Genomic DNA, 19,525 nt, shown 5'->3' with positions numbered 1-19,525 from the left:
AAAAAAGTACTAAGACTAAGTTAACGACTTAGTCTTAGTACTTTTTAATTTTCAGTAGGATTTTCAACAAATTGATACCCAAAACCACGTACTGTTTTAATGTGGGTTGGTTTCTTAGGATTTTTTTCGATTTTATCACGGAGATGACTGATATGGATATCAACCATTCTTGTGGTTTGAGAAATGTCATAATAATCGCCCCAAACTCCTTCTAACAGCTGTTGCCGACTCAAGACCTGAGAATCATGTTTGATTAAATACAGTAGTAATTTGAGTTCTTTAGGGGTTAACCCTAAATCTTTGTGATTTTTAAAAGCTTTATATTTTTGTTGATCAATCACCACGTCATCAATGATAATTTGCGGTTGTTTTGGTAATTTTGGCGGAGTTTTAGGGATAATTAATTGTTGATACAATTTTTGTTTTTGTTCTAGACGTGCGATTAATTCCAAGTATGAATAAGGTTTGATTAAATAATCATCAAATCCGGCTTGTAACACCTGTAATACGTTGTTCTTATCTTTATCCAACATTAGGATTGGAACCTGATATGTATTTCTAATTTTACTTAGTTCTGCTTGATAATCAGTATATGGAAAAGTCGTTAAATCCCAAAAAATCCCGACACTTTTCTTTTGCAACATCACAGTTTTAAAATGTTGCAGTGAATCGAGTGTATCAACGAAATATTCTTGTTCGTTAAAAGTTTGACTAAAATCAATTGCTAAGCGTAAATGGCTTGTTACTAACGTTACGTGCTGCAAGTCGTCACCTCGTATTTTAATTTACGTAATCTTTACATAAAGCCAACATTACCTTTACATGAAGTAATTATACTTAGTTTTGTAATTAAATAAAGCAATTACTAGGAGGTTGCTGATGCATTACCAAAGATTATTACCAATATGTTTGGCAGCGATTGGAGTTTTAATGTTAACCGGCTGTGGCAATAAGGATAAACAGAATTCAGTTACATCTGTAGGTTCAACTGCGATGCAGCCGTTAGTTCAAAAAGCCGGAAGTGATTATCAAGCAGACCATCCCAAAGTCAGCATTACGGTTCAAGGTGGTGGGTCTGGAACTGGATTGAGTCAAGTTGAAACTGGAGCGGTAAATATTGGTAATTCTGATGTTTTCGCTGAACAAAAAGATGGAATCCATGCCAAGAAACTGATTGATCATCAAGTGGCAGTTGTGGGAATTGCCCCAATTACTAATCCCCAAAATGGGGTTAATAATCTTTCGGAAAAACAACTTGAGAAAATCTTTCTTGGAAAAATTAAAAACTGGAAAGAAGTCGGCGGGAAAAATTTACCCATTATTGTTATTAATCGAGCTCAAGGTAGCGGGACCCGTTCGACATTTGAAAAGAAAGTTTTAAAAGGTAAAGATGCGGTTAAGAGTCAGGAACAGGATTCAAACGGAACGGTGCAAAAAATTGTGGAAAATACTCCGGGCACCATCAGTTATTTATCCTTACCATATCTAAATAACCAAGTTAAAGTTTTGAGTGTTGATCATATTCAACCTAATTATCAAAATATTACGACTAATCGTTGGAAAATTTGGTCATATGAACATATGTATACCAATAAGCAACCTAGTCCAATCACCCAAAAATTTATTGCTTACATTATGTCAAAACCAACTCAGCATAAATTAGTTAAAGAAGCTGGTTATGTTAGTATTCATGATATGAAAGTGCAAATGGATGCTGCTGGTAAAGTAACGAACAAACCTAAATAGGAGGGAGTTTGAGATGAATAAAATGCAGCAAAAACTTTTGCAGCCTAGCAAAGCTACTCGGCAAGACCGATTTGGAAAAATGATTAGTTTGATTTGTATCGGCTTTATCATGATTCTGACGGTTGCTATCATTGGTTTCATTGCTATTCATGGGTTAGCTACCTTTTTTGAAAACCACGTTTCTGTGATGCAATTTATTTTTAGTAGTAATTGGAATCCAGGACAATTAGGCAAAAATGGTCAACCGCAAGTTGGAGCTTTTGCAATGATTGTTGCTTCCTTTGCAGTTACTTTGCTGGCAGCAATTTTAGCCACACCGTTTGCTATCGCAGTTGCTTTGTATATGACTGAATTAGCACCCAAACGCGGAGCAAAAATGTTACAGCCAGTCATTGAATTACTGGTAGGAATTCCTTCTGTTGTTTATGGATTCATCGGTTTAGTAGTAATTGTGCCTGCTATTCGTTCTGTGTTTGGTGGAACTGGATTTGGAATTTTAGCCGGTGCGATTGTATTATTTGTCATGATTTTACCAACGATTACTTCTTTGACCATCGATAGTCTACAACAGGTTCCAGACCATTATCGTAAAGCATCGCTTGCTTTGGGAGCGACTAAATGGCAGACGATTTATAAAGTAATCCTGCGAGCAGCATTACCTGGAATTTTAACTGCAATTGTCTTTGGTATGGCTCGGGCATTTGGAGAGGCCTTAGCTGTGCAAATGGTAATTGGAAATGCTGCTTTGACACCAACTAGTTTAACCTCGCCAACGGCAACCTTAACCAGTCAGTTGACTTCACAAATGGGAGATACAATTATGGGGACTCTGCCAAATAACGCATTGTGGTCATTGGCATTAGTACTTTTAATCATGTCAGTAATTTTTAACTTGTTGATTAAATTGATTGGAAAACGAGGAGAAATGAAAAAATGAAAAACTCAGTAAATAAGAAAGCGGAACGCGCCAATCAAGTTGCCTTATTAATCATCAAAGCAATGGTTGGAGTAGTAGTCTTAATCTTAATGGCTTTGTTGGGTTATATTTTGATAACCGGTATTCCGAATGTTTCATGGCACTTTCTGACATCTCCTTCCAAAGATTTTGGAGCAGGAGGCGGAATTGCCAACGAATTATTTAACTCTGTTTATATTTTAATAATCACACTGGTAATTTCTTGTCCGCTGGCCTTAGGAGCTGGAATTTATCTATCAGAGTTTGCAAAGCCTTCCTTTTTAACTAGTACAATGCGAACAACGATTGAAGTTTTAAGCTCGCTGCCTTCCATTGTAATCGGTTTGTTTGGATATTTAGTTTTGGTAATTAAATTTCAATTTGATTTTTCGATTATATCTGGTGCATTTGCTTTAATGTTTGTAAATATTCCCTTATTAACCAGAAATACAGAAGAATCGCTGAAAGCTGTTTCACATTCTCAACGTGAAGCAGGATGGGCACTTGGTTTATCAAAGTGGCGAACAATTTTAAAAATTATTTTGCCAGCCGCTGTCCCAGGATTAGTAACCGGAATTATTTTGAGTGCTGGACGAATCTTTGGTGAAGCAGCCGCTTTGATTTTTACGGCGGGTCAAAGTACTCCCGTGATTAGTTACGCTAATTGGAATCCATTTAGTCCTACCAGTTTTTTGAACCCAATGCGACCAGCTGAAACTTTGGCAGTTCACATTTGGAAATTAAATACGGATGGAATTACGCCGGATGCAACGCAAATTTCTAGTGGAGCTTCTGCAGTTTTAATCATTGTTATTTTGGCAATTATTTTACTTTCCCGTTTCTTAGGCAATTATCTATACAAGAAAATGAGCGGAACGAAGTAGAGAAAGGAATTTCCAGTGAATAAATATAATTTAACGGAAAACTATCTGACAGAGATTACCGACCCGATTGCGATTGAAACTAAACATCTCAATGTATTTTATGGAAACAAGCAGGCAACTTTTGATGCCAATTTGAAATTCCCTAAGCACAAAATTACAGCCTTGATTGGGGCTTCAGGTTCGGGAAAATCTACTTTTTTACGGAGCCTAAATCGTTTAAATGATGAGATTGCGACAGTTACAGGAGAAATTAAATATCAAGATGTTGATATTAATGGAAAAAATATTAATGTTTACGAAGTTCGTCGTCAGATAGGAATGGTTTTTCAACATCCCAATCCCTTTGCTAAATCAATTTACGAAAATATTGCGTTTGCACTCCGTCAAAATGGAATGACTGATGATTTAGATCAGCGGGTTGAAAAAAGTTTGAAAGATGCCGCCCTTTGGGATGAGGTTAAGGATAAGTTAACGACTAGCACACTTTCCTTATCAGGTGGTCAGCAACAGCGACTGTGTATTGCAAGAGCAATTGCCGTTCAGCCGGATATTTTATTGATGGACGAACCAACCAGTGCGTTAGATCCGATTTCTAGTCGTAAAATTGAAACAACCATGCAGGAATTAAAAAAGAATTACACCATTATTATCGTGACACATAATATGCAGCAAGCAGCTCGATCTAGTGACTTGACAGCTTTTTTCCATTTAGGTCATGTGATTGAATATAATCAGACTAAAAAACTATTTACGACTCCCAAAATGCCGGCAACTGAAGATTATATTTCCGGACATTTTGGTTAAGAAGGAGGATATGATGACTACTAACGAAACGGTGATTACTACCAAGGATGTACGGTTGTATTATGGTGAGTATGAAGCTTTACACGGCATCAATCTTGATTTTCAAAAAAGCCAGATTACAGCTTTGATTGGACCTTCTGGATGTGGTAAATCAACTTATTTACGTTGTTTAAATCGGATGAATGATTTGATTCACGATGTGACAATTACAGGTAGTTTTAAAATTGATGGTCATGATATTTATCGTCCGCAGCAAGATGTGGTTTCATTACGTAAAAAAGTTGGTATGGTATTTCAACAGCCCAATCCGTTTCCTTTTTCAGTGTATGATAATGTAGCTTATGGACTGCGAGTACAGGGAATTAAAGACAAAAAAATAATTTCACAAAAAGTTGAAGAAAGTTTAAAACAAGCAGCAGTTTGGGATGAGGTAAAAGATGATTTAACTAAAAATGCCCTTTCATTTTCAGGCGGACAACAGCAGCGAATTTGTATTGCCAGACTCTTAGCGGTTAAGCCAGACGTGATTTTGTTAGATGAACCAACCAGTGCATTAGACCCGATTTCTAGTGCTAAAATTGAAGAAATGTTATTGCAAATTAAGGACCAGTATACGATCGTTATTGTGACCCACAGTATGCAGCAGGCCTCACGAATTTCTGACAAAACAGCTTTTATGCTTAATGGTGATCTAGTGGAATATGGTGATACGAAAAAAATCTTTTTGAATCCTGAACAGGAAGCTACTAGTGATTATTTAAATGGTAAATTTGGTTAGTTAAACTAATAGGGGGTAAATTATGAGTACAGTATTTGAAGACCGATTAGAAAAATTACGGCAAAACTTCACCGACATGGGTGTTGATGTGAGTGAACAGATTTACCAATCGACTAAGTCCTACATTGACCATGATGTAAAGCTGGCACAACAAGTAATTGACGGTGACGGTGAGGTGAACGGCAACGAAATCAAATTGGAAAAACGAGCTATGGATTTGATTGCGTTACAACAACCGGTGGCCACTGATTTTCGCGTGATTATTAGCTACTTAAAATCTAGTACTGATTTGGAACGAATCGGTGATAATGCAGTTGGGATTGCAAAAGAAACTATTCAAGCTAAAGGGAATCCCCGCATGCCAGATGTTGAAGAAGTAATTGCTAAAATTACAAAACATATTCGTAAAATGTTAGAACAGGTTTTGGAAGCTTATACTACTTTTGACGCCCGGATTGCTCCGACAATTGTCCAAGAAGATCACAAAATTGATGAATATTATCAAACAACTCGGAAGGTAATTACTACTGGAATTCTCGCTAATCCAGAAACGGCAATAGCAGCATCGAGTTATTTAATGGTGATTAGATTATTGGAACGAATTGGTGATCATATTGTTAATTTGGCTGAATATCTGGTTTACTGTGATACTGGTAAAGTAGTTGAGTTGGGTGAAACAGACCAGGAATTAAGATAATCTCTATCAACTATTTTTTATTAGTGAGCTTGCGTTTGTAATCATAAGTAGTTAATTATAAATAAATTCCTTTTTTGTAGTACAATCATAAAAAGTACATTTATGGTGAAAGAGGTTAGATTATGTCTTATTCTGTGGGATTTTCCCAGTCATTGGAGATTTTGTTTTACATTGAATTAAAAACAAAAATGGGAGCAGAGACATATTTAACCATTCAACAAATTTCCCAGACTTTAAATATTCCGATTCCCAGTGTTAAAAGATTAGTAGGGATGTTAAAAAAGTCAGATTTGATTGATTCTAAAAAGGGAACTAAAGGTGGTTTAGCATTGGCCAAAGCTGCTGATAAAATCCGATTTTATGATGTTTTTGAAGCAATTGAGGGATCGAGTGCCCTCTTTAAAGTGTATGATGACTTTAATCCGGAATCATTTATCCATCAGTCAGAAGCTGAATATATGCTGAATCAAATTAAAGCTATTTTAAACATCACTGAGAAGCAAATGTTAAATGAATTAAAGCAAAAAACATTGGCGGATCTTTTTAATCATTGAAATTAAATAAAGTGCTGACTAGCTAGCCTTCACTGCTAATCAGCACTTTATTATTTTTGTGGATATGCTTGTTCCCAAAATTTTAATTCCCATTGGCAACTATCTAAAAAATAAGTTTCAGCTTGCCTTAACTCAGCATTAGTTGCTGTGTTAGCTAGTTGGTCAATTCGGTTAAAGAAATGTTTTGACATATCAATATCTTCACTATTAGTTTTTCCATAAAATTCAATCCATTCTGTAAAGGGATTATTTTTTCCGGTCTTTCCTTTCGCTATCATTTTCTTCGCTAATACTGTATAAGTCCATGGACAAGCGGTCAGAGCTGCTAAGGTATTTAAGAGCGAACCCGAATCGGCTGCTGTTTGCATATGCTCTAAATATCCTTTGGTAATTGCACCCATTGGTTTATTTGCTTGATCATCATAATTGACTCCGGCAATTTCACAAAACATTTCGTGGGGCGAATGTTCATGGCCGATTTCAGTTTCAGTATCTTTCATTAATTGGGTTTCTTGGTTATCGTTAAGATTATCTGTTAATGATTGATAGGTAGCAATAAACCCCTTTAGGTACTGTTCGTCTTGCTGAACATATTTTAATAAGGCTGCCTTAGGGACATAACCGTCACGGATTCCTGTCACAAACGGATGATGATTGATGTTTGTCATGATTGGCTTAGCCTGTTGCTGTAAGTGCTTTGAAAAAGCTATTTGCATTACTATTACCTCCAAGATATTATCTAGGGCAAGAAAAAAGCCCTCAATAATTTGAGGACTTAAGATTTATTTACATAGCAAAATAGAGTAACTTTTATCATATGTAACGTTTCCCTTCGCTAGTACTAACTAGAGCAGGTTCAACGGGTATCATCTCAGCTGAAAAAAATCAGCACCCCAAACTATTTAGTTTTAAATACTTTGCTAGTATAACGGTAAAACAAGAGTTTAACAACTAATAGATGTTTGGTAGAATAAAACAACTTGTATTGGAGATGAAAAGATGCGACGCAAACACCGAATAAAAAAATCCCATAAAGGCTTCTGGATGACTTTGATTATTTTAGTACTGATTTTGGCTGGTATGGGCTGGTATGGAACACAATATTATTCAAAACAAAACCAAATCAAACAGTTTATTTCAGGAATTGAAAATAATGAGAATAAAACCATTCTTAATAACTTAGTGGTTTCTGATAAAAATGTCACGGTTAATTCTGCAAGCATTCAACCGCTAATCAATTATTTCCAACAAAATCCTGCCGCGTTAAAGCAGTTAAAAGTAAGTCTATTGAATAATGATTCAGAACAAGGGTTTAAAGCTGTGCATCGTGGGAACTATTTTTTGATTTTCCCCCATTATAAAATTGAAGCAACCGCCATCCATCCGTTGATTAAGTCAAATTATGCTGGAGTGCCGGTTAAAATTGATGATAAAATCATTGGAAATACAGGTATAAATGATAGTTTACGCGCTCCAGCTATGATGCCCGGTTTTCATTCAGCATCTGTGAACTTAAATCTTAATAATCAGCCAATTAAAACGAATAAACAGTTTAGTATGATAGCCGGTCAAAACGAAACGGTTTCCATCCCACTTAAAATCATTAATTTTAATGCCAAAGGATTAGCTAATTCCCAAATTTTTGTCGATGGAAAACAAGTGGGAATGATTGGACCTGACGGAAAGGGAACAGTTAAAAATGTTCCAATAAAATCCGATAGTACCAGTTATTTAAAAGTTCCAGTTGATAAAAAGACGGTTAAAAGCGATGTTAAATCAATTGGAATGAAAAATAACAATCAAACATTAAAATACAAATTTGCTAACGTAGCTAGTAAATCAGATTCCACTAATTTATTAAATGATATTTGGAGTGCCGTAAATGATGGTACTAACAATAATAAATCACTTGATGATGCTAATGTTGACGATTTATTTGCTAAGGGGAAAAATGGGGATGCCTATCATTCATTATCTGACTTAATTAATCATAATCATGACGATAAAGCTCATTATGATAATTTAAAGTTAAAGATTACCAGCTTGAAACCAGCAGGCGACATGGAAACAGAAGTTTTATATCAAGTTAGTGTAGATGTTGATAAAGATAATCAAACTAATCATGAAACAACCCAATATCGTGCGGTCATTCAGCGTGAAGGATCTGGAGATTATGTGCTAAAAAGTAATGATCAAGTTAATAATTAATTAACAGGGTCGCGATTCTCATAAGAATCGTGGCTTTTTTAACGATTAGTAATAATAAAATTGGCGATAACTTGAGCCATTTTTTTATAGGTTGATGCATTAGGATGCAATCGCTGATCGCCTAATGCTGTCCGATAGTTATTAATATCAATGAGATGTGGAGCGGTTTTTCGCCAATTTAAAATTGGTAAATTATTTTTTTGATAAACTTTTGTTAGCATCTCTAAGAGTTCGGCAAAAGTATATTGAGCTAATCCACTTACATTTAGATTGTCAATGCCGCCATCAAAACGATTAGTTGGTAAAATTCCAAGGAGATGGATATTAGGATTTTCCTGTTTAATTTTAGTAATATTCTTTTGTAAAATTCGGCTAACTATTTCCAAAGTTTCATAACAGTGAGCAAAATCATTGGTACCATATGCAATGGTTGCGACTTGATAATCTTTAAAATTATGTGTATTAACTTGATAAGTTAAGTCTCGCTCGGTATTCCCAGAGATTGAACCGGCATTGACACCGGCGTTAGTAATTTCAAAATTGGGTAATAACTTTGCCAAATAATAAGAAACGTTGTGGGTTAAGTCTTTTTCGCCGTCAAAACCGTTGGTAATCGAGTCGCCTAAGAGAATTAAATTTTCTTTTTTTGTCATCATTATCAGTCCTTTACGTATTTATTTATAGATAATTTTAACGCAATTTAGCTGAGTTATTGCTAGGAGAAGTTTCTTAAGGTATTATTAAGATAAGATGATTACTTTTTGGAGGGTTTTAAGTGAGTTATAAGCGAGTAATTTTAGTGGATTTAGCTGCATTGGGGTTGCGCTCCAATACGGAATCTGCACAACACAATTCAGATAAGAACACTATGTTGACCCACGTTTTAAAGCATTCATCCGACTTTGCTCTGCCGTCGTTACATAAACTGGGGTTATTTGCGGCTTATTCAGATGCTGATTTTGGGGACAGTAATGAACCAATTGCTACTTATGGATTGGCATTGACACGATCAATCGTGAACAAACCATTGTCTGGTTTGCGTGAAATGTTTGATTGTTCTTTGAGTTATCGAGTTTCCAGTGTTTTTGAAGAAGTTGCTAAACGCAGTGAAACAGTGATTATTTCCCGCTTTTTGAGTTATTTGTTTGCCCAAGAGTTTTGTAATCTTTTCCAAATTGGGACTGATGAAGCAGCTTTTTCGGAATTAGATCATCAATTAGAAAAAGTAGAAACTGGCTTTATTTATGCACAACTTCCTGATTTGCAAGAATTTGATGAAAAAAACCAGGTAAACAATTTTATGTCTGAGTTATCAGTTGTTGATAATTATCTTGGTAAATTAATGAATAATTTACATGATGATGATTTATTAATGGTGGTTTCCAGCCGAGTAGGAGATGCTCAATCGCGTGACGGATTTTCAACTTATAAGATTCTTCCAGCAATGTTATATAATAACAAAGCCCAAAATCATCACTTCCAGGAAGAACCTTATGTTTGCGAAGTCGGATCGACAGTATTAGCTGCTTTAGGATTACAGGACAGCGTTATTTCGCCAAAACACAGCTTGTTGCCTTTCATGAAGTAACAATTTAAATTAATTGATACTTACAGGACAAGAGGGGAATTTAATCAATGAACACATATCTGATTGTTAATATTATTGGAGTGTTGGTCTTTTTAGGAATCGCATTTCTTTTTTCTAAAGATCATAAAAATGTTAATTGGCGTTCAGTTGTTATCGTTCTAGTTTTAAACTTAGTAATTGCGTTCTTTCTAACAAACTTTAGTTGGGGAAGAGACATTGTTAAAGGTGCAGCTAGCGGATTCCAATGGCTGGTAAACATCTCTTATACCGGGATTGCTTTTGCTTTTCCCGACTGGGTTCATGTTAAACAAATGAACTTCTTTACTTCAGCTTTACTACCAATCTTAATGATTGTTCCATTGTTTGATATTTTAACTTACTTTGGAATCTTGCCATTTTGTATTAAGTGGATTGGTCGAGGAATGGCATTTGTAACTGGTCAACCTAAATTCGAATCATTTTACGCAGTTGAAATGATGTTTTTAGGTAATACTGAAGCTATGGCTGTTTCAAGTGTTCAATTAAAACATATTTCTAGTAAACGAGTTTTGACCATTGCGATGATGTCAATGTCATGTATTACCGCAGCGATTGTGGGTGCCTATGCTCAAATGGTGCCTGGTCAATATGTGTTAACGGCCATTCCGCTGAACATTTTAAATGCGGTTGTTATTACTAATATTTTGAATCCTGTAAAGGTTACTAAAGCCGAAGATAAGATTTACGAAGTCGGCGATTTAGGCGGTAGTCAAGAAGCTGATCATCAAGTTGCAGAAGAAACAGTTTCAGACAAACCAGAAAAACAACATCGTGAACCATTCTTCTCATTTTTAGGTGATTCAATCTTAAATGCCGGGAAATTAATTTTGATTATTGTGGCAAACGTAATTGCTTTTGTTGCTTTAGCTGCTTTGATTAGTAAATTATTGGGATTAATCAACCCTTGGTTATCTCTAGAACACATCTTAGGAATTATTATGTTCCCATTTGCTTGGTTAATGGGTCTTGATGTCAACCATGCGTTCCAATTTGCCCAATACATGGGAACTAAATTGATTACAAATGAATTTGTAGTTATGGGACAAGTTGCTCCACATATTAATAACCCACATCTTTTCAGTGCTCATTATCGTGCTGAATTAACGGTTTTCTTAACTTCATTTGCTAATGTAAGTACAGTTGGGATGATTATCGGATGTTTAAAAGGTTTAGTAAATCGTGAAAAAAATGATATGATTTCTAAAAACGTTGGTTACTTATTCTTATCTGGTATCTTAGTTTCATTGATGTCAGCTGGAATTGTTGGTATCTTCGTTTGGTAAACTAAATAAATTTATAAAAGTGTAGCTATCTAGCTGCACTTTTTTATTACACAATATGCTAAAATGAGCGTAATAAATAATCAGAAATGGATGTGATTTCAGTGCCACTAATGCGTATTGATATGGTAAAAGGACAACGAACCCCAGAAGAGATTCAAAAAGTGATGCAGCTTGCTTATGATTTAACTAGAAAGGATCTTGGCGTTCCAGAAGATGACCGTTTTCAAGTTGTTACACAACATGAATCTTATGAAATGAAACTAATGGATGCTGGATTAGGAATTAATCGTAGTGATGATGTAATTTTATTTCAAATTCTTTCAACTCCTCGAACGATGGGACAAAAGAAATTTTATTGTAAAGACATGGTAGAAGCATTTGGTCGAGAAATGAACATGCGTCCTGAAGATGTCATGGTTGTATTTGCTACTAATCATGCCGAGGACTGGAGTTTTGGTCACGGAAAACAACAATTTCTTGATGGTGAGCTTTAATGACAAAAATTATTATGGATACGGATCCAGGAATTGATGACGCAGCTGCACTTTCAGTTGCTATCAACGAACCAAAACTTGATCTAAAGTTGGTAACAACGGTTGCTGGAAACGTAACGGTTGATAAAACAACCAAAAATGCGCTAAAAATCGTTACTTTTTTTAATCAGGGAGACAAAATTCCAGTAGCTGCTGGAGCTGTTCAACCCTTGATTAAACCCTTTGAGGATGCTGCCCGAATTCATGGAGAATCCGGGATGCGCGGCTATCAGTTTTCAGATGAAACACCTGAGCCATTAAAAATGACAGCTGTTCAAGCTTTGCACAAGTACATCATGGAAAGCGATGAAAAAATCACGCTCGTTCCTACTGGTTCTTACACCAACATTGCTTTATTATTTTCTGAATATCCAGAAGTAAAAGATAAGATTGAACGGATTGTGGCAATGGGTGGAACACTTGGTTATGGAAATATGACAAGTGCGGCCGAATTTAATGTTTTTACTGATCCCCATGCCGCTAAAATTATGTATCAAGCAGGAGTACCAATTGTAATGGTCGGATTAGATGTTACTAATAAAGCGTTGTTGACCCATGAAACCCTCGCTGAAATTGAAACCATGAATCCAGCTGGGAAAATGTTGCATGATATTATAATTAGCGATGGCGACCGAAATGAAAATGGAGTAGCAATGCACGATGTGAATACGATTTTCTATCTGCTTCATCCAGAATTTATGCAAACTAGGAAGCTTTGGATTGATATTCAAACTGAGGGACCTGCAAATGGTGAAACGGTAGCAGATATTCGCGGTGCTTACCATAATGGTAAAACCAATGCTGAAGTTTGTGTTGATATTGATTCTCAAGCCTTTAATGACTGGTTTAAAGCCGAAGTAAAACAGATGAAAGTTTAATAAATAAATATCTAACCAAGAAAGATTGGACAAATTCCAATCTTTTTTATTTTCTGGCTAACTAAAAAGTTAAAATTTCGTTATAATGTATAATAGAACTATCTTAAAAGAACGAATTTTTGGCTAAAAGATAACGTGCAGGTCGCGTTTTGCAGTTAGGAGTTATAGATGACGCCAGAACAATTTAAACTAGCTTTAGCACAGCATCAGATTGAATTATCAGAGCATCAAGAGCAACAATTTGCTGCTTATTTTAAATTATTAGTAGAATATAACGAGAAAGTTAATTTAACCACCATTACGAATCGCGATGATGTTTATTTAAAGCATTTCTATGATTCACTTACCCCTGCTTTTTATGTTTCTGATTTAAAAGAAAAGAAAAGTTTAGTGGATGTTGGGGCAGGAGCAGGTTTTCCTTCGATTCCATTGAAGATTATTAATCCGGATCTTGAAGTTACCATCGTTGACTCTCTAAATAAACGGATTGTTTTTTTACAAAAATTGATTAAATTATTAGGCTTGGAACATGTTTCATTAGTTCATGCTCGTGCCGAAGAGTTTGGCGGACGGCGGTCTAAAGATCGGGCTAGTTTTGATTTAGCGACTGCAAGGGCTTTGGCACGACTAAGTGTGATGAGCGAGTTATGCCTGCCACTAGTTAAAATTGGTGGAAAATTGATTGCTATGAAAGCTGCCAAAGCACCAGAAGAGCTAGCTGCCGCTGAAAAGGCAATTCATGTTTTAGGTGGACAGGTAGTTGATGATTTCGAATTTAAACTGCCAGAAAATAATGAAGATCGTCATATTATTGTGATTGAAAAAGAACGTAAAACACCGATTAAATATCCGCGTAAAGCTGGTACACCAAACAAAGAACCAATTGAGTAATAAGGAGGGGATCAAATGGCACATGTGATTTCATTGGCAAACCAAAAAGGTGGGGTCGGTAAAACAACGACTGCTGTTAATTTAGGCGCTGATTTGGCTAGTGAAGGCAAACGAGTTTTGATTGTTGATTCAGATGCACAGGGTAATGCAACTAGTGGAGTCGGGATTAGTAAGCAGAACATTAAAAAAGATGTGTATGATGTTTTGGTGAATGAAGAACCTATGCAGGGCGTGATTTTACATTCACCTCATGAAGGGTTAGATATTGTTCCCGCTACCATTCAATTATCAGGAGCTGAAATTGAGCTGACACCACAAATGGCACGGGAAACTCGTTTGAAGAGTGCACTAGCTCAGGTTGATAATCAGTACGATTACATTTTGATTGACTGCCCTCCTTCCTTAGGACTAATCACCATTAACGCATTTACAGCTAGTGATTCTATTTTGATCCCGGTGCAAAGCGAATATTATGCCCTTGAAGGATTGAGTCAATTGTTGAATACGGTACAGTTAGTGCAAAAACATTTTAATCCTGATTTGTACATAGAAGGTGTCTTACTGACGATGTATGATGCTAGAACGAATTTAGGTGCTCAGGTAAATAATGAAGTTCGTAAGTTCTTTAAAGAAAAAGTTTATGAAACAATTATCCCTCGAAATGTTCGTTTATCAGAAGCTCCTAGTCATGGACTTCCAATTATTGACTACGATCCAAAATCTAAGGGTGCTGAAGTATACATGAAATTGACAAAGGAAGTGCTAGCTGCCAATGACAAACAAAAATAGTAAGGGGTTAGGTAGGGGACTAGATGCTCTGTTTGACGATAATGACGTCAGTTTGAGTGATGAAGCAGTGCAACAATTGGATTTAACCAAACTTACGCCTAATCCCTACCAACCGAGAAAGAAATTTGATAAAAAAGCCTTAAATGATTTAACTGAATCAGTGAAGGCTTCAGGGGTTTTTCAACCCATTATTGTAAGACAGCCAGACAAAAAGCGTGATTCATTTGAGATTTTGGCTGGTGAAAGACGGTTTCGAGCTTCTAAAGCAGCTGGTCGGACTAGTATTCCTGCGATTGTAAGGGATGCTACTGATGCGCAAATGATGGAAATTGCGGTCATGGAAAATTTACAGCGTGAAGATTTGAATCCGCTAGAAGAAGCTAAAGCATATGAGATGTTAATGACAAATTTAGATATTACTCAAGTTGAAGTTTCTCGTCGTTTAGGGAAAAGTCGGCCTTATATTGCTAATTATTTGCGTTTATTGAATTTACCTCCTCAGGTTAAAACTATGTTGCAAAAAGGGCAGTTGTCAATGGGGCAGGCTCGTACTCTGTTAGCTGTGAAAAACAAAGCTGATTTATTACGTTTGGCGCAAAAGGCAGCCGATGAAACTCTAACGGTTCGCCAATTGGAAAAATTGATTAATGCATTAGGTCAAAATGGTAAAAAGAAGAAAAAGAGCGTTAAAAATGGGAAATCCCCATATTTACGTGAAAGTGAAGCCCAATTGCAGGAAAAATTAGGAACTAAAGCTTCGATTAACGAAACTAAACCCAAGTCAGGAAAAGGTAAAATTGAGATTGATTACTTTTCAAATGAAGATTTAACTCGAATTTTAGGTTTGTTGGATGTTAATCTCGACTAAGGAGGGGTTTTCATGTATGGAATGCATGATATTGTTGAAATGAAAAAAGCCCATCCATGTGGAACCAATCGTTGGGAAATCATTCGGATGGGTGCTGACATTAAATTAGAATGTCAAGGTTGTGATCATGTTGTGATGATGACCCGTCGTCAGTTTGAAAAACGAATGAAAAAGATTTTAGAAAAACATGCCGAAAATAATTAAGAAAGAGGTCTTTTAGATGTCATTAACAGCTGGAATCGTTGGTTTACCAAATGTTGGTAAATCAACTCTTTTTAATGCAATTACAAAAGCCGGAGCAGAAATGGCCAACTATCCATTTGCTACGATTGACCCAAATGTTGGAATGGTAGAGGTTCCTGATAGGCGTTTGGATCGGATTCAGGAATTAATTCCTGCTAAAAAAGTAGTTCCAACCACTTTTGAATTTACTGACATTGCTGGAATCGTTAAAGGTGCCAGTAAAGGGGAAGGACTTGGAAACAAGTTTTTAGAAAACATTCGCCAAGTGGATGCAATTGTTCATGTGGTGCGGGCTTTTGATGATGATAATATTACTCACGTCACTAACAAAGTCGATCCAGTAGCTGATATTGATACTATTAATTTGGAATTGAGTTTAGCTGACTTAGATGCCGTTACTAAACGGATTGGTAAGGTGACGCGAGCTGCTAAAGGAAGCGAAGAAGCTCAAGCTGAATTGGATGTATTAAATAAGATTAAGCCGATTTTAGAAGCTGGTGGTGCAGTTCGTGAAATTGATTTTAATGAAGAAGAACAAAAGATTGTTAAAGGACTCTTCTTATTAACTTCAAAACCGGTTTTGTACGTTGCTAATATCAGTGAAGATTCGATGAGTGATCCTGAAGCTGACCATTATTTTCAAGCAGTTCAAAAATATGCTAATGACCATAATGCAGAAGCAATTGGGATTGCTGCTGAAAGTGAAGAAGAAATTGCTGAATTAGATGATGCTGATAAGCAAGAATTTTTGGAAGCAGCTGGAGTAGAAGAGCCTGGTTTGGATAAATTGATTCAAGCCGCTTACAAATTGTTAAACTTGGAAACTTTCTTTACTGCTGGTGGGAAAGAAACGAAGGCTTGGACTTTCTTAAAGGGAACTAAAGCCCCACAAGCAGCTGGAATTATCCATTCTGATTTTGAACGTGGTTTTATTCGTGCCGAAGTAATGGCATTTAGTGATTTAGATAAATTAGGCAGTGAAGCTGCAGTTAAAGAAGCAGGCAAGTTACGAGTTGAAGGTAAGGATTACGTGATGCAAGACGGTGACATCGTTAACTTCCGTTTCAACGTCTAGGAGGAAATATGAGTGAATCAGAAAACAGAAAAAGGAATGCACATGTGCAGCAAAAACACCATAATAGTCGCAAAGAAATCTATGAAGAATTTGATAACATTGGCTTAACGAAACGAAATGCCGATTATATGGTACGTTTTAAAGAAGCTCTGGCACAAACTAAAGTAATTGCGGAAAAGCAAACGGATGTTATTCAAGAAATGATTGAAGATATTAAAACGGCTCAAAAAAAGGGCACAACTGCTAAGAATTTATATGGTAGTGTTGATCATGCGGTTGCTATGGTAGTTAATCCACCTAAAAAACCAGTAGGACCAATGACACCTAAACGTTACGCCATTGATGCCGGTTATAATGTTTTGTGGTTCTTAGTATTATTTAACTTCCTTTATGGAGCAATGTTCTTTTTGTCACCAGCTGCTGCCAATCAAGGTGGTTCAGCTGGGATTACTTGTATCGTTATTTCATCAATTGTAGCTGGAATCGGAATGCCAGCCGTTACTCAGTTATTTGCTCCGGGTGTAAAACATAAACACAACGGGGTCGTAAGAGCTGGAATGATGGCTTTGATGTTTGTAATCTGGATGTTGATTTTCTATGGTTCTAACATGTTGCCACGAGTGATTAATCCCGTTGTATCTCCAATCGTTAATATTGTGATTGGAATTATCGGAGTTGGATTAATCTTATTGATGAGATCTAAATTTACAATTACCAGTGGTTTATTTGCAGGTCGAAAATAACAAAATAAAAAGTCGTTTTTAAAACGACTTTTTATTTTGTAAGATTTTATTATAATTTTTCATATTTCTTTTATTCGTGGCTTGGTTTGTTAAAATTGGTAAAACGATAAGAAATGAGAGGAAATAACGATGAAAATATTAGTTGTAGATGATGATAAAGAAATTGCACAATTATTAGAAATTTATATTAAAAACGAAGGTTACGAACCAGTAGCTGCCTATAATGGTGAAGATGCGCTTTCAAAATTACATACTGAAAGTGATATTGGTTTAGTGATTTTAGACATCATGATGCCAGGAATGAGTGGGATTGAAGTGATTGATGAAATCAGAAAGGACTCACAAGTTCCTATTATTGTGTTATCTGCTAAAACAGAGGACATTGATAAAATCAAAGGCTTAACCTCAGGTGCTGACGATTATGTTACAAAGCCCTTTAATCCATTAGAAGTAATGGCGCGAGTTCATTCTTTGCTTCGTCGGAGTAAAAATAATGTGAAAAATGACGAACCAGATGTTATTAATGCTGACACTTTAACTATTAATCGTGATTCACATGAAGTAACAACTGACGATGGTAAAAAAATTCAGTTAACGGCGATTGAATTTGGAATTTTATATTTATTATCCAGTCATCCGAACCGGGTGTTTTCTGCTGACGAGATTTTTGAACGAGTATGGAAACAAGAAAGTGTCATTTCTGCTAAAACTGTAATGGTTCATATGAGTCATTTGCGGGATAAGATTGAAGAAGCAAATAATGGGAAAGACATCATTAAGACTGTTTGGGGTGTCGGTTATAAAGTGGAAGGTTAAAAATTGACAACGACAAGTTTTAAGCTCACGAAGCGAGAAAAAAACGAATTATGGTTTGAGGGAATCATGACGTTGATTCTTTTGTTATTAGTAAATATTGCGGTTGGCAATATCTTAATTAACTTTGTGCGTACTAATCAAGGTGTTAACGATGGGATTTTTATTATCAAACAATCAATGACCTTTGGGCCCTTTCAAGAACGACTACTGAGTTGGGAAGGGCTTTTTTGGCTGTTAATGTTAGTGGTTGATGCCATAATTGTTTGGTGGCGGTTGGTAAGGATTTATAAGCGAATTCAAATTAGTCGGATTATTGATGAACTACACTATATCTCCGATGGTCATTTTGATCATAAAATTCCGTTTCATTTGAGTGGGGATAACGAACGAGTTGTAAATAGTGTTAATTCGTTAGTAGAAAATGTTATCAAGTCACTTGATGAAGAACGGCGGATTGAAAAATCCAAAGACGATTTAGTAACTAGCGTTAGTCATGATTTGCGGACGCCGTTAACTTCAATTATTGGGTATCTGGGTTTAGTGGAAGATCATCAATACAAAGATGAAAAAGATATTTTAAAATACTGTGGTATTGCTTACGATAAGTCACAACAAATGAAAAAATTGGTTGATCGCTTGTTTGAATATACTAAGGCTAATAATCTAGCTGATCAAAATGTAGAAATTAATAAGATTGATGTTAATCAGTTACTGACTCAATTAGAAACATCTTTTGCACTGGAAACACACAGAGAAGGCATGAAAATCAAAGTAAAACCCCTTAAGAAAGATTTGGTAATTGAAGCTAATGCAGAAATGCTGGGTCGAATTTTTAATAATTTGATTACTAATGCTTTGAAGTATGGAAAAGATGGAAAATATATTTATTTAAGTGCAAAACCAAGTGGTAAAAATACTGTTACTTTTAGTGTTGCTAACGATGGGAAAAAAATCCCACAAAAAGTATTGTCCAAAGTTTTTGATCGCTTTTATCGAGAGGAATCGTCTCGTAACACCGACACTGGTGGGAGTGGCTTGGGTCTTGCAATTGTTAAAGAAATCATTAATAATCAAGGTGGAAGTATTAAGGTAGATTCAAATAATAAACTTACGACATTTACATTTACTTTGCCGATTAAAAAATAAAATATCT

At 35.9% G+C, this 19,525-nt stretch carries 23 protein-coding genes and 1 riboswitch; of the genes, 20 read left to right on the top strand and 3 right to left on the bottom strand.

Annotated elements, in window-relative coordinates; all coding sequences use genetic code 11:
• Positions 1-44: 44 nt before the first annotated feature.
• Positions 45-764, bottom strand: a complete 720-nt coding sequence (locus tag AC0GLR_RS05975; RefSeq protein ID WP_495604546.1) for a winged helix-turn-helix domain-containing protein — start codon at positions 762-764, stop codon at positions 45-47.
• A 115-nt stretch (positions 765-879) separates the two neighbouring features.
• On the opposite strand from AC0GLR_RS05975, the gene AC0GLR_RS05970 reads away from it, so the two are divergent.
• The 7 genes from AC0GLR_RS05970 to AC0GLR_RS05940 all read left to right on the top strand — a co-directional run bounded on the left by AC0GLR_RS05970 (position 880) and on the right by AC0GLR_RS05940 (position 6,418).
• On the top strand, positions 880-1,746 hold the full coding sequence (locus AC0GLR_RS05970; RefSeq protein WP_495604545.1) for a phosphate ABC transporter substrate-binding protein: 867 nt from the start codon (positions 880-882) through the stop codon (positions 1,744-1,746).
• Positions 1,747-1,759: 13 nt separating this feature from the next.
• Entirely contained in the window at positions 1,760-2,683 is a 924-nt protein-coding gene (pstC, locus tag AC0GLR_RS05965; protein ID WP_495604544.1) for a phosphate ABC transporter permease subunit PstC, read from the top strand.
• Positions 2,680-3,585 (top strand): phosphate ABC transporter permease PstA, encoded by a 906-nt coding sequence (pstA, locus tag AC0GLR_RS05960; RefSeq protein ID WP_495604543.1) that lies wholly within the window; start codon positions 2,680-2,682, stop codon positions 3,583-3,585. Before pstC ends, pstA begins: the two co-directional genes overlap by 4 nt.
• Before the next feature lie 15 nt (positions 3,586-3,600).
• Positions 3,601-4,389, top strand: coding sequence for a phosphate ABC transporter ATP-binding protein PstB (gene pstB / locus AC0GLR_RS05955; protein WP_495604542.1), 789 nt, complete (start codon positions 3,601-3,603; stop codon positions 4,387-4,389).
• Positions 4,390-4,402: 13 nt separating this feature from the next.
• Complete coding sequence (gene pstB / locus AC0GLR_RS05950; RefSeq protein ID WP_495604541.1) at positions 4,403-5,167, top strand: phosphate ABC transporter ATP-binding protein PstB; 765 nt, start codon at positions 4,403-4,405, stop codon at positions 5,165-5,167.
• 22 nt (positions 5,168-5,189) lie between these two features.
• On the top strand, positions 5,190-5,864 hold the full coding sequence (gene phoU / locus AC0GLR_RS05945; protein ID WP_495604540.1) for a phosphate signaling complex protein PhoU: 675 nt from the start codon (positions 5,190-5,192) through the stop codon (positions 5,862-5,864).
• 122 nt (positions 5,865-5,986) lie between these two features.
• Positions 5,987-6,418, top strand: coding sequence for an Rrf2 family transcriptional regulator (locus tag AC0GLR_RS05940; RefSeq protein WP_495604539.1), 432 nt, complete (start codon positions 5,987-5,989; stop codon positions 6,416-6,418).
• A 50-nt stretch (positions 6,419-6,468) separates the two neighbouring features.
• Here the strand turns inward: AC0GLR_RS05940 and AC0GLR_RS05935 are convergent, their stop codons facing one another.
• Complete coding sequence (locus tag AC0GLR_RS05935) at positions 6,469-7,134, bottom strand: TenA family protein (protein WP_495604538.1); 666 nt, start codon at positions 7,132-7,134, stop codon at positions 6,469-6,471.
• Between the two features lie 94 nt (positions 7,135-7,228).
• Positions 7,229-7,324: riboswitch (TPP riboswitch) on the bottom strand.
• Positions 7,325-7,417: 93 nt separating this feature from the next.
• On the opposite strand from AC0GLR_RS05935, the gene AC0GLR_RS05930 reads away from it, so the two are divergent.
• The gene (locus tag AC0GLR_RS05930; RefSeq protein ID WP_495604537.1) at positions 7,418-8,626 is read left to right on the top strand and encodes a TcaA second domain-containing protein; all 1,209 of its coding nucleotides are present in this window, start codon (positions 7,418-7,420) and stop codon (positions 8,624-8,626) included.
• A 38-nt stretch (positions 8,627-8,664) separates the two neighbouring features.
• Here AC0GLR_RS05930 and AC0GLR_RS05925 read toward each other — a convergent pair whose 3' ends face one another.
• Entirely contained in the window at positions 8,665-9,279 is a 615-nt protein-coding gene (locus AC0GLR_RS05925; RefSeq protein WP_495604536.1) for an SGNH/GDSL hydrolase family protein, read from the bottom strand.
• Positions 9,280-9,401: 122 nt separating this feature from the next.
• Here AC0GLR_RS05925 and AC0GLR_RS05920 point away from each other — a divergent pair, with 122 nt between their 5' ends.
• From AC0GLR_RS05920 to AC0GLR_RS05865, 12 genes are all read left to right on the top strand, one after another.
• Entirely contained in the window at positions 9,402-10,214 is an 813-nt protein-coding gene (locus AC0GLR_RS05920; protein ID WP_495604535.1) for a phosphopentomutase, read from the top strand.
• 47 nt (positions 10,215-10,261) lie between these two features.
• Entirely contained in the window at positions 10,262-11,536 is a 1,275-nt protein-coding gene (locus AC0GLR_RS05915) for a NupC/NupG family nucleoside CNT transporter (RefSeq protein WP_495604534.1), read from the top strand.
• Positions 11,537-11,646: 110 nt separating this feature from the next.
• Complete coding sequence (locus AC0GLR_RS05910; RefSeq protein ID WP_495605426.1) at positions 11,647-12,030, top strand: tautomerase family protein; 384 nt, start codon at positions 11,647-11,649, stop codon at positions 12,028-12,030.
• Positions 12,030-12,947 (top strand): ribonucleoside hydrolase RihC, encoded by a 918-nt coding sequence (gene rihC / locus AC0GLR_RS05905; RefSeq protein ID WP_495604533.1) that lies wholly within the window; start codon positions 12,030-12,032, stop codon positions 12,945-12,947. The genes AC0GLR_RS05910 and rihC overlap by 1 nt, the downstream gene beginning before the upstream one ends.
• 168 nt (positions 12,948-13,115) lie before the next feature.
• The gene (gene rsmG, locus AC0GLR_RS05900; protein ID WP_495604532.1) at positions 13,116-13,838 is read left to right on the top strand and encodes a 16S rRNA (guanine(527)-N(7))-methyltransferase RsmG; all 723 of its coding nucleotides are present in this window, start codon (positions 13,116-13,118) and stop codon (positions 13,836-13,838) included.
• Positions 13,839-13,853: 15 nt separating this feature from the next.
• Complete coding sequence (locus tag AC0GLR_RS05895) at positions 13,854-14,627, top strand: ParA family protein (protein ID WP_495604531.1); 774 nt, start codon at positions 13,854-13,856, stop codon at positions 14,625-14,627.
• Entirely contained in the window at positions 14,611-15,495 is an 885-nt protein-coding gene (locus AC0GLR_RS05890; RefSeq protein ID WP_495604530.1) for a ParB/RepB/Spo0J family partition protein, read from the top strand. Before AC0GLR_RS05895 ends, AC0GLR_RS05890 begins: the two co-directional genes overlap by 17 nt.
• A gap of 12 nt (positions 15,496-15,507) precedes the next feature.
• Entirely contained in the window at positions 15,508-15,699 is a 192-nt protein-coding gene (locus AC0GLR_RS05885) for a DUF951 domain-containing protein (protein WP_495604529.1), read from the top strand.
• A gap of 16 nt (positions 15,700-15,715) precedes the next feature.
• Positions 15,716-16,813 (top strand): redox-regulated ATPase YchF, encoded by a 1,098-nt coding sequence (gene ychF / locus AC0GLR_RS05880; RefSeq protein ID WP_495604528.1) that lies wholly within the window; start codon positions 15,716-15,718, stop codon positions 16,811-16,813.
• Positions 16,814-16,821: 8 nt separating this feature from the next.
• On the top strand, positions 16,822-17,556 hold the full coding sequence (locus tag AC0GLR_RS05875; RefSeq protein WP_495604527.1) for a DUF1129 family protein: 735 nt from the start codon (positions 16,822-16,824) through the stop codon (positions 17,554-17,556).
• A 129-nt stretch (positions 17,557-17,685) separates the two neighbouring features.
• On the top strand, positions 17,686-18,372 hold the full coding sequence (locus AC0GLR_RS05870) for a response regulator transcription factor (RefSeq protein ID WP_495604526.1): 687 nt from the start codon (positions 17,686-17,688) through the stop codon (positions 18,370-18,372).
• A 66-nt stretch (positions 18,373-18,438) separates the two neighbouring features.
• Positions 18,439-19,518, top strand: a complete 1,080-nt coding sequence (locus AC0GLR_RS05865; protein WP_495604525.1) for a sensor histidine kinase — start codon at positions 18,439-18,441, stop codon at positions 19,516-19,518.
• Positions 19,519-19,525: the final 7 nt, after the last annotated feature.

The sequence above is a fragment of the Fructilactobacillus sp. YLN 2412 genome (genome assembly GCF_059488745.1).
This window is presented reverse-complemented; position numbering and strand designations above follow the sequence as displayed.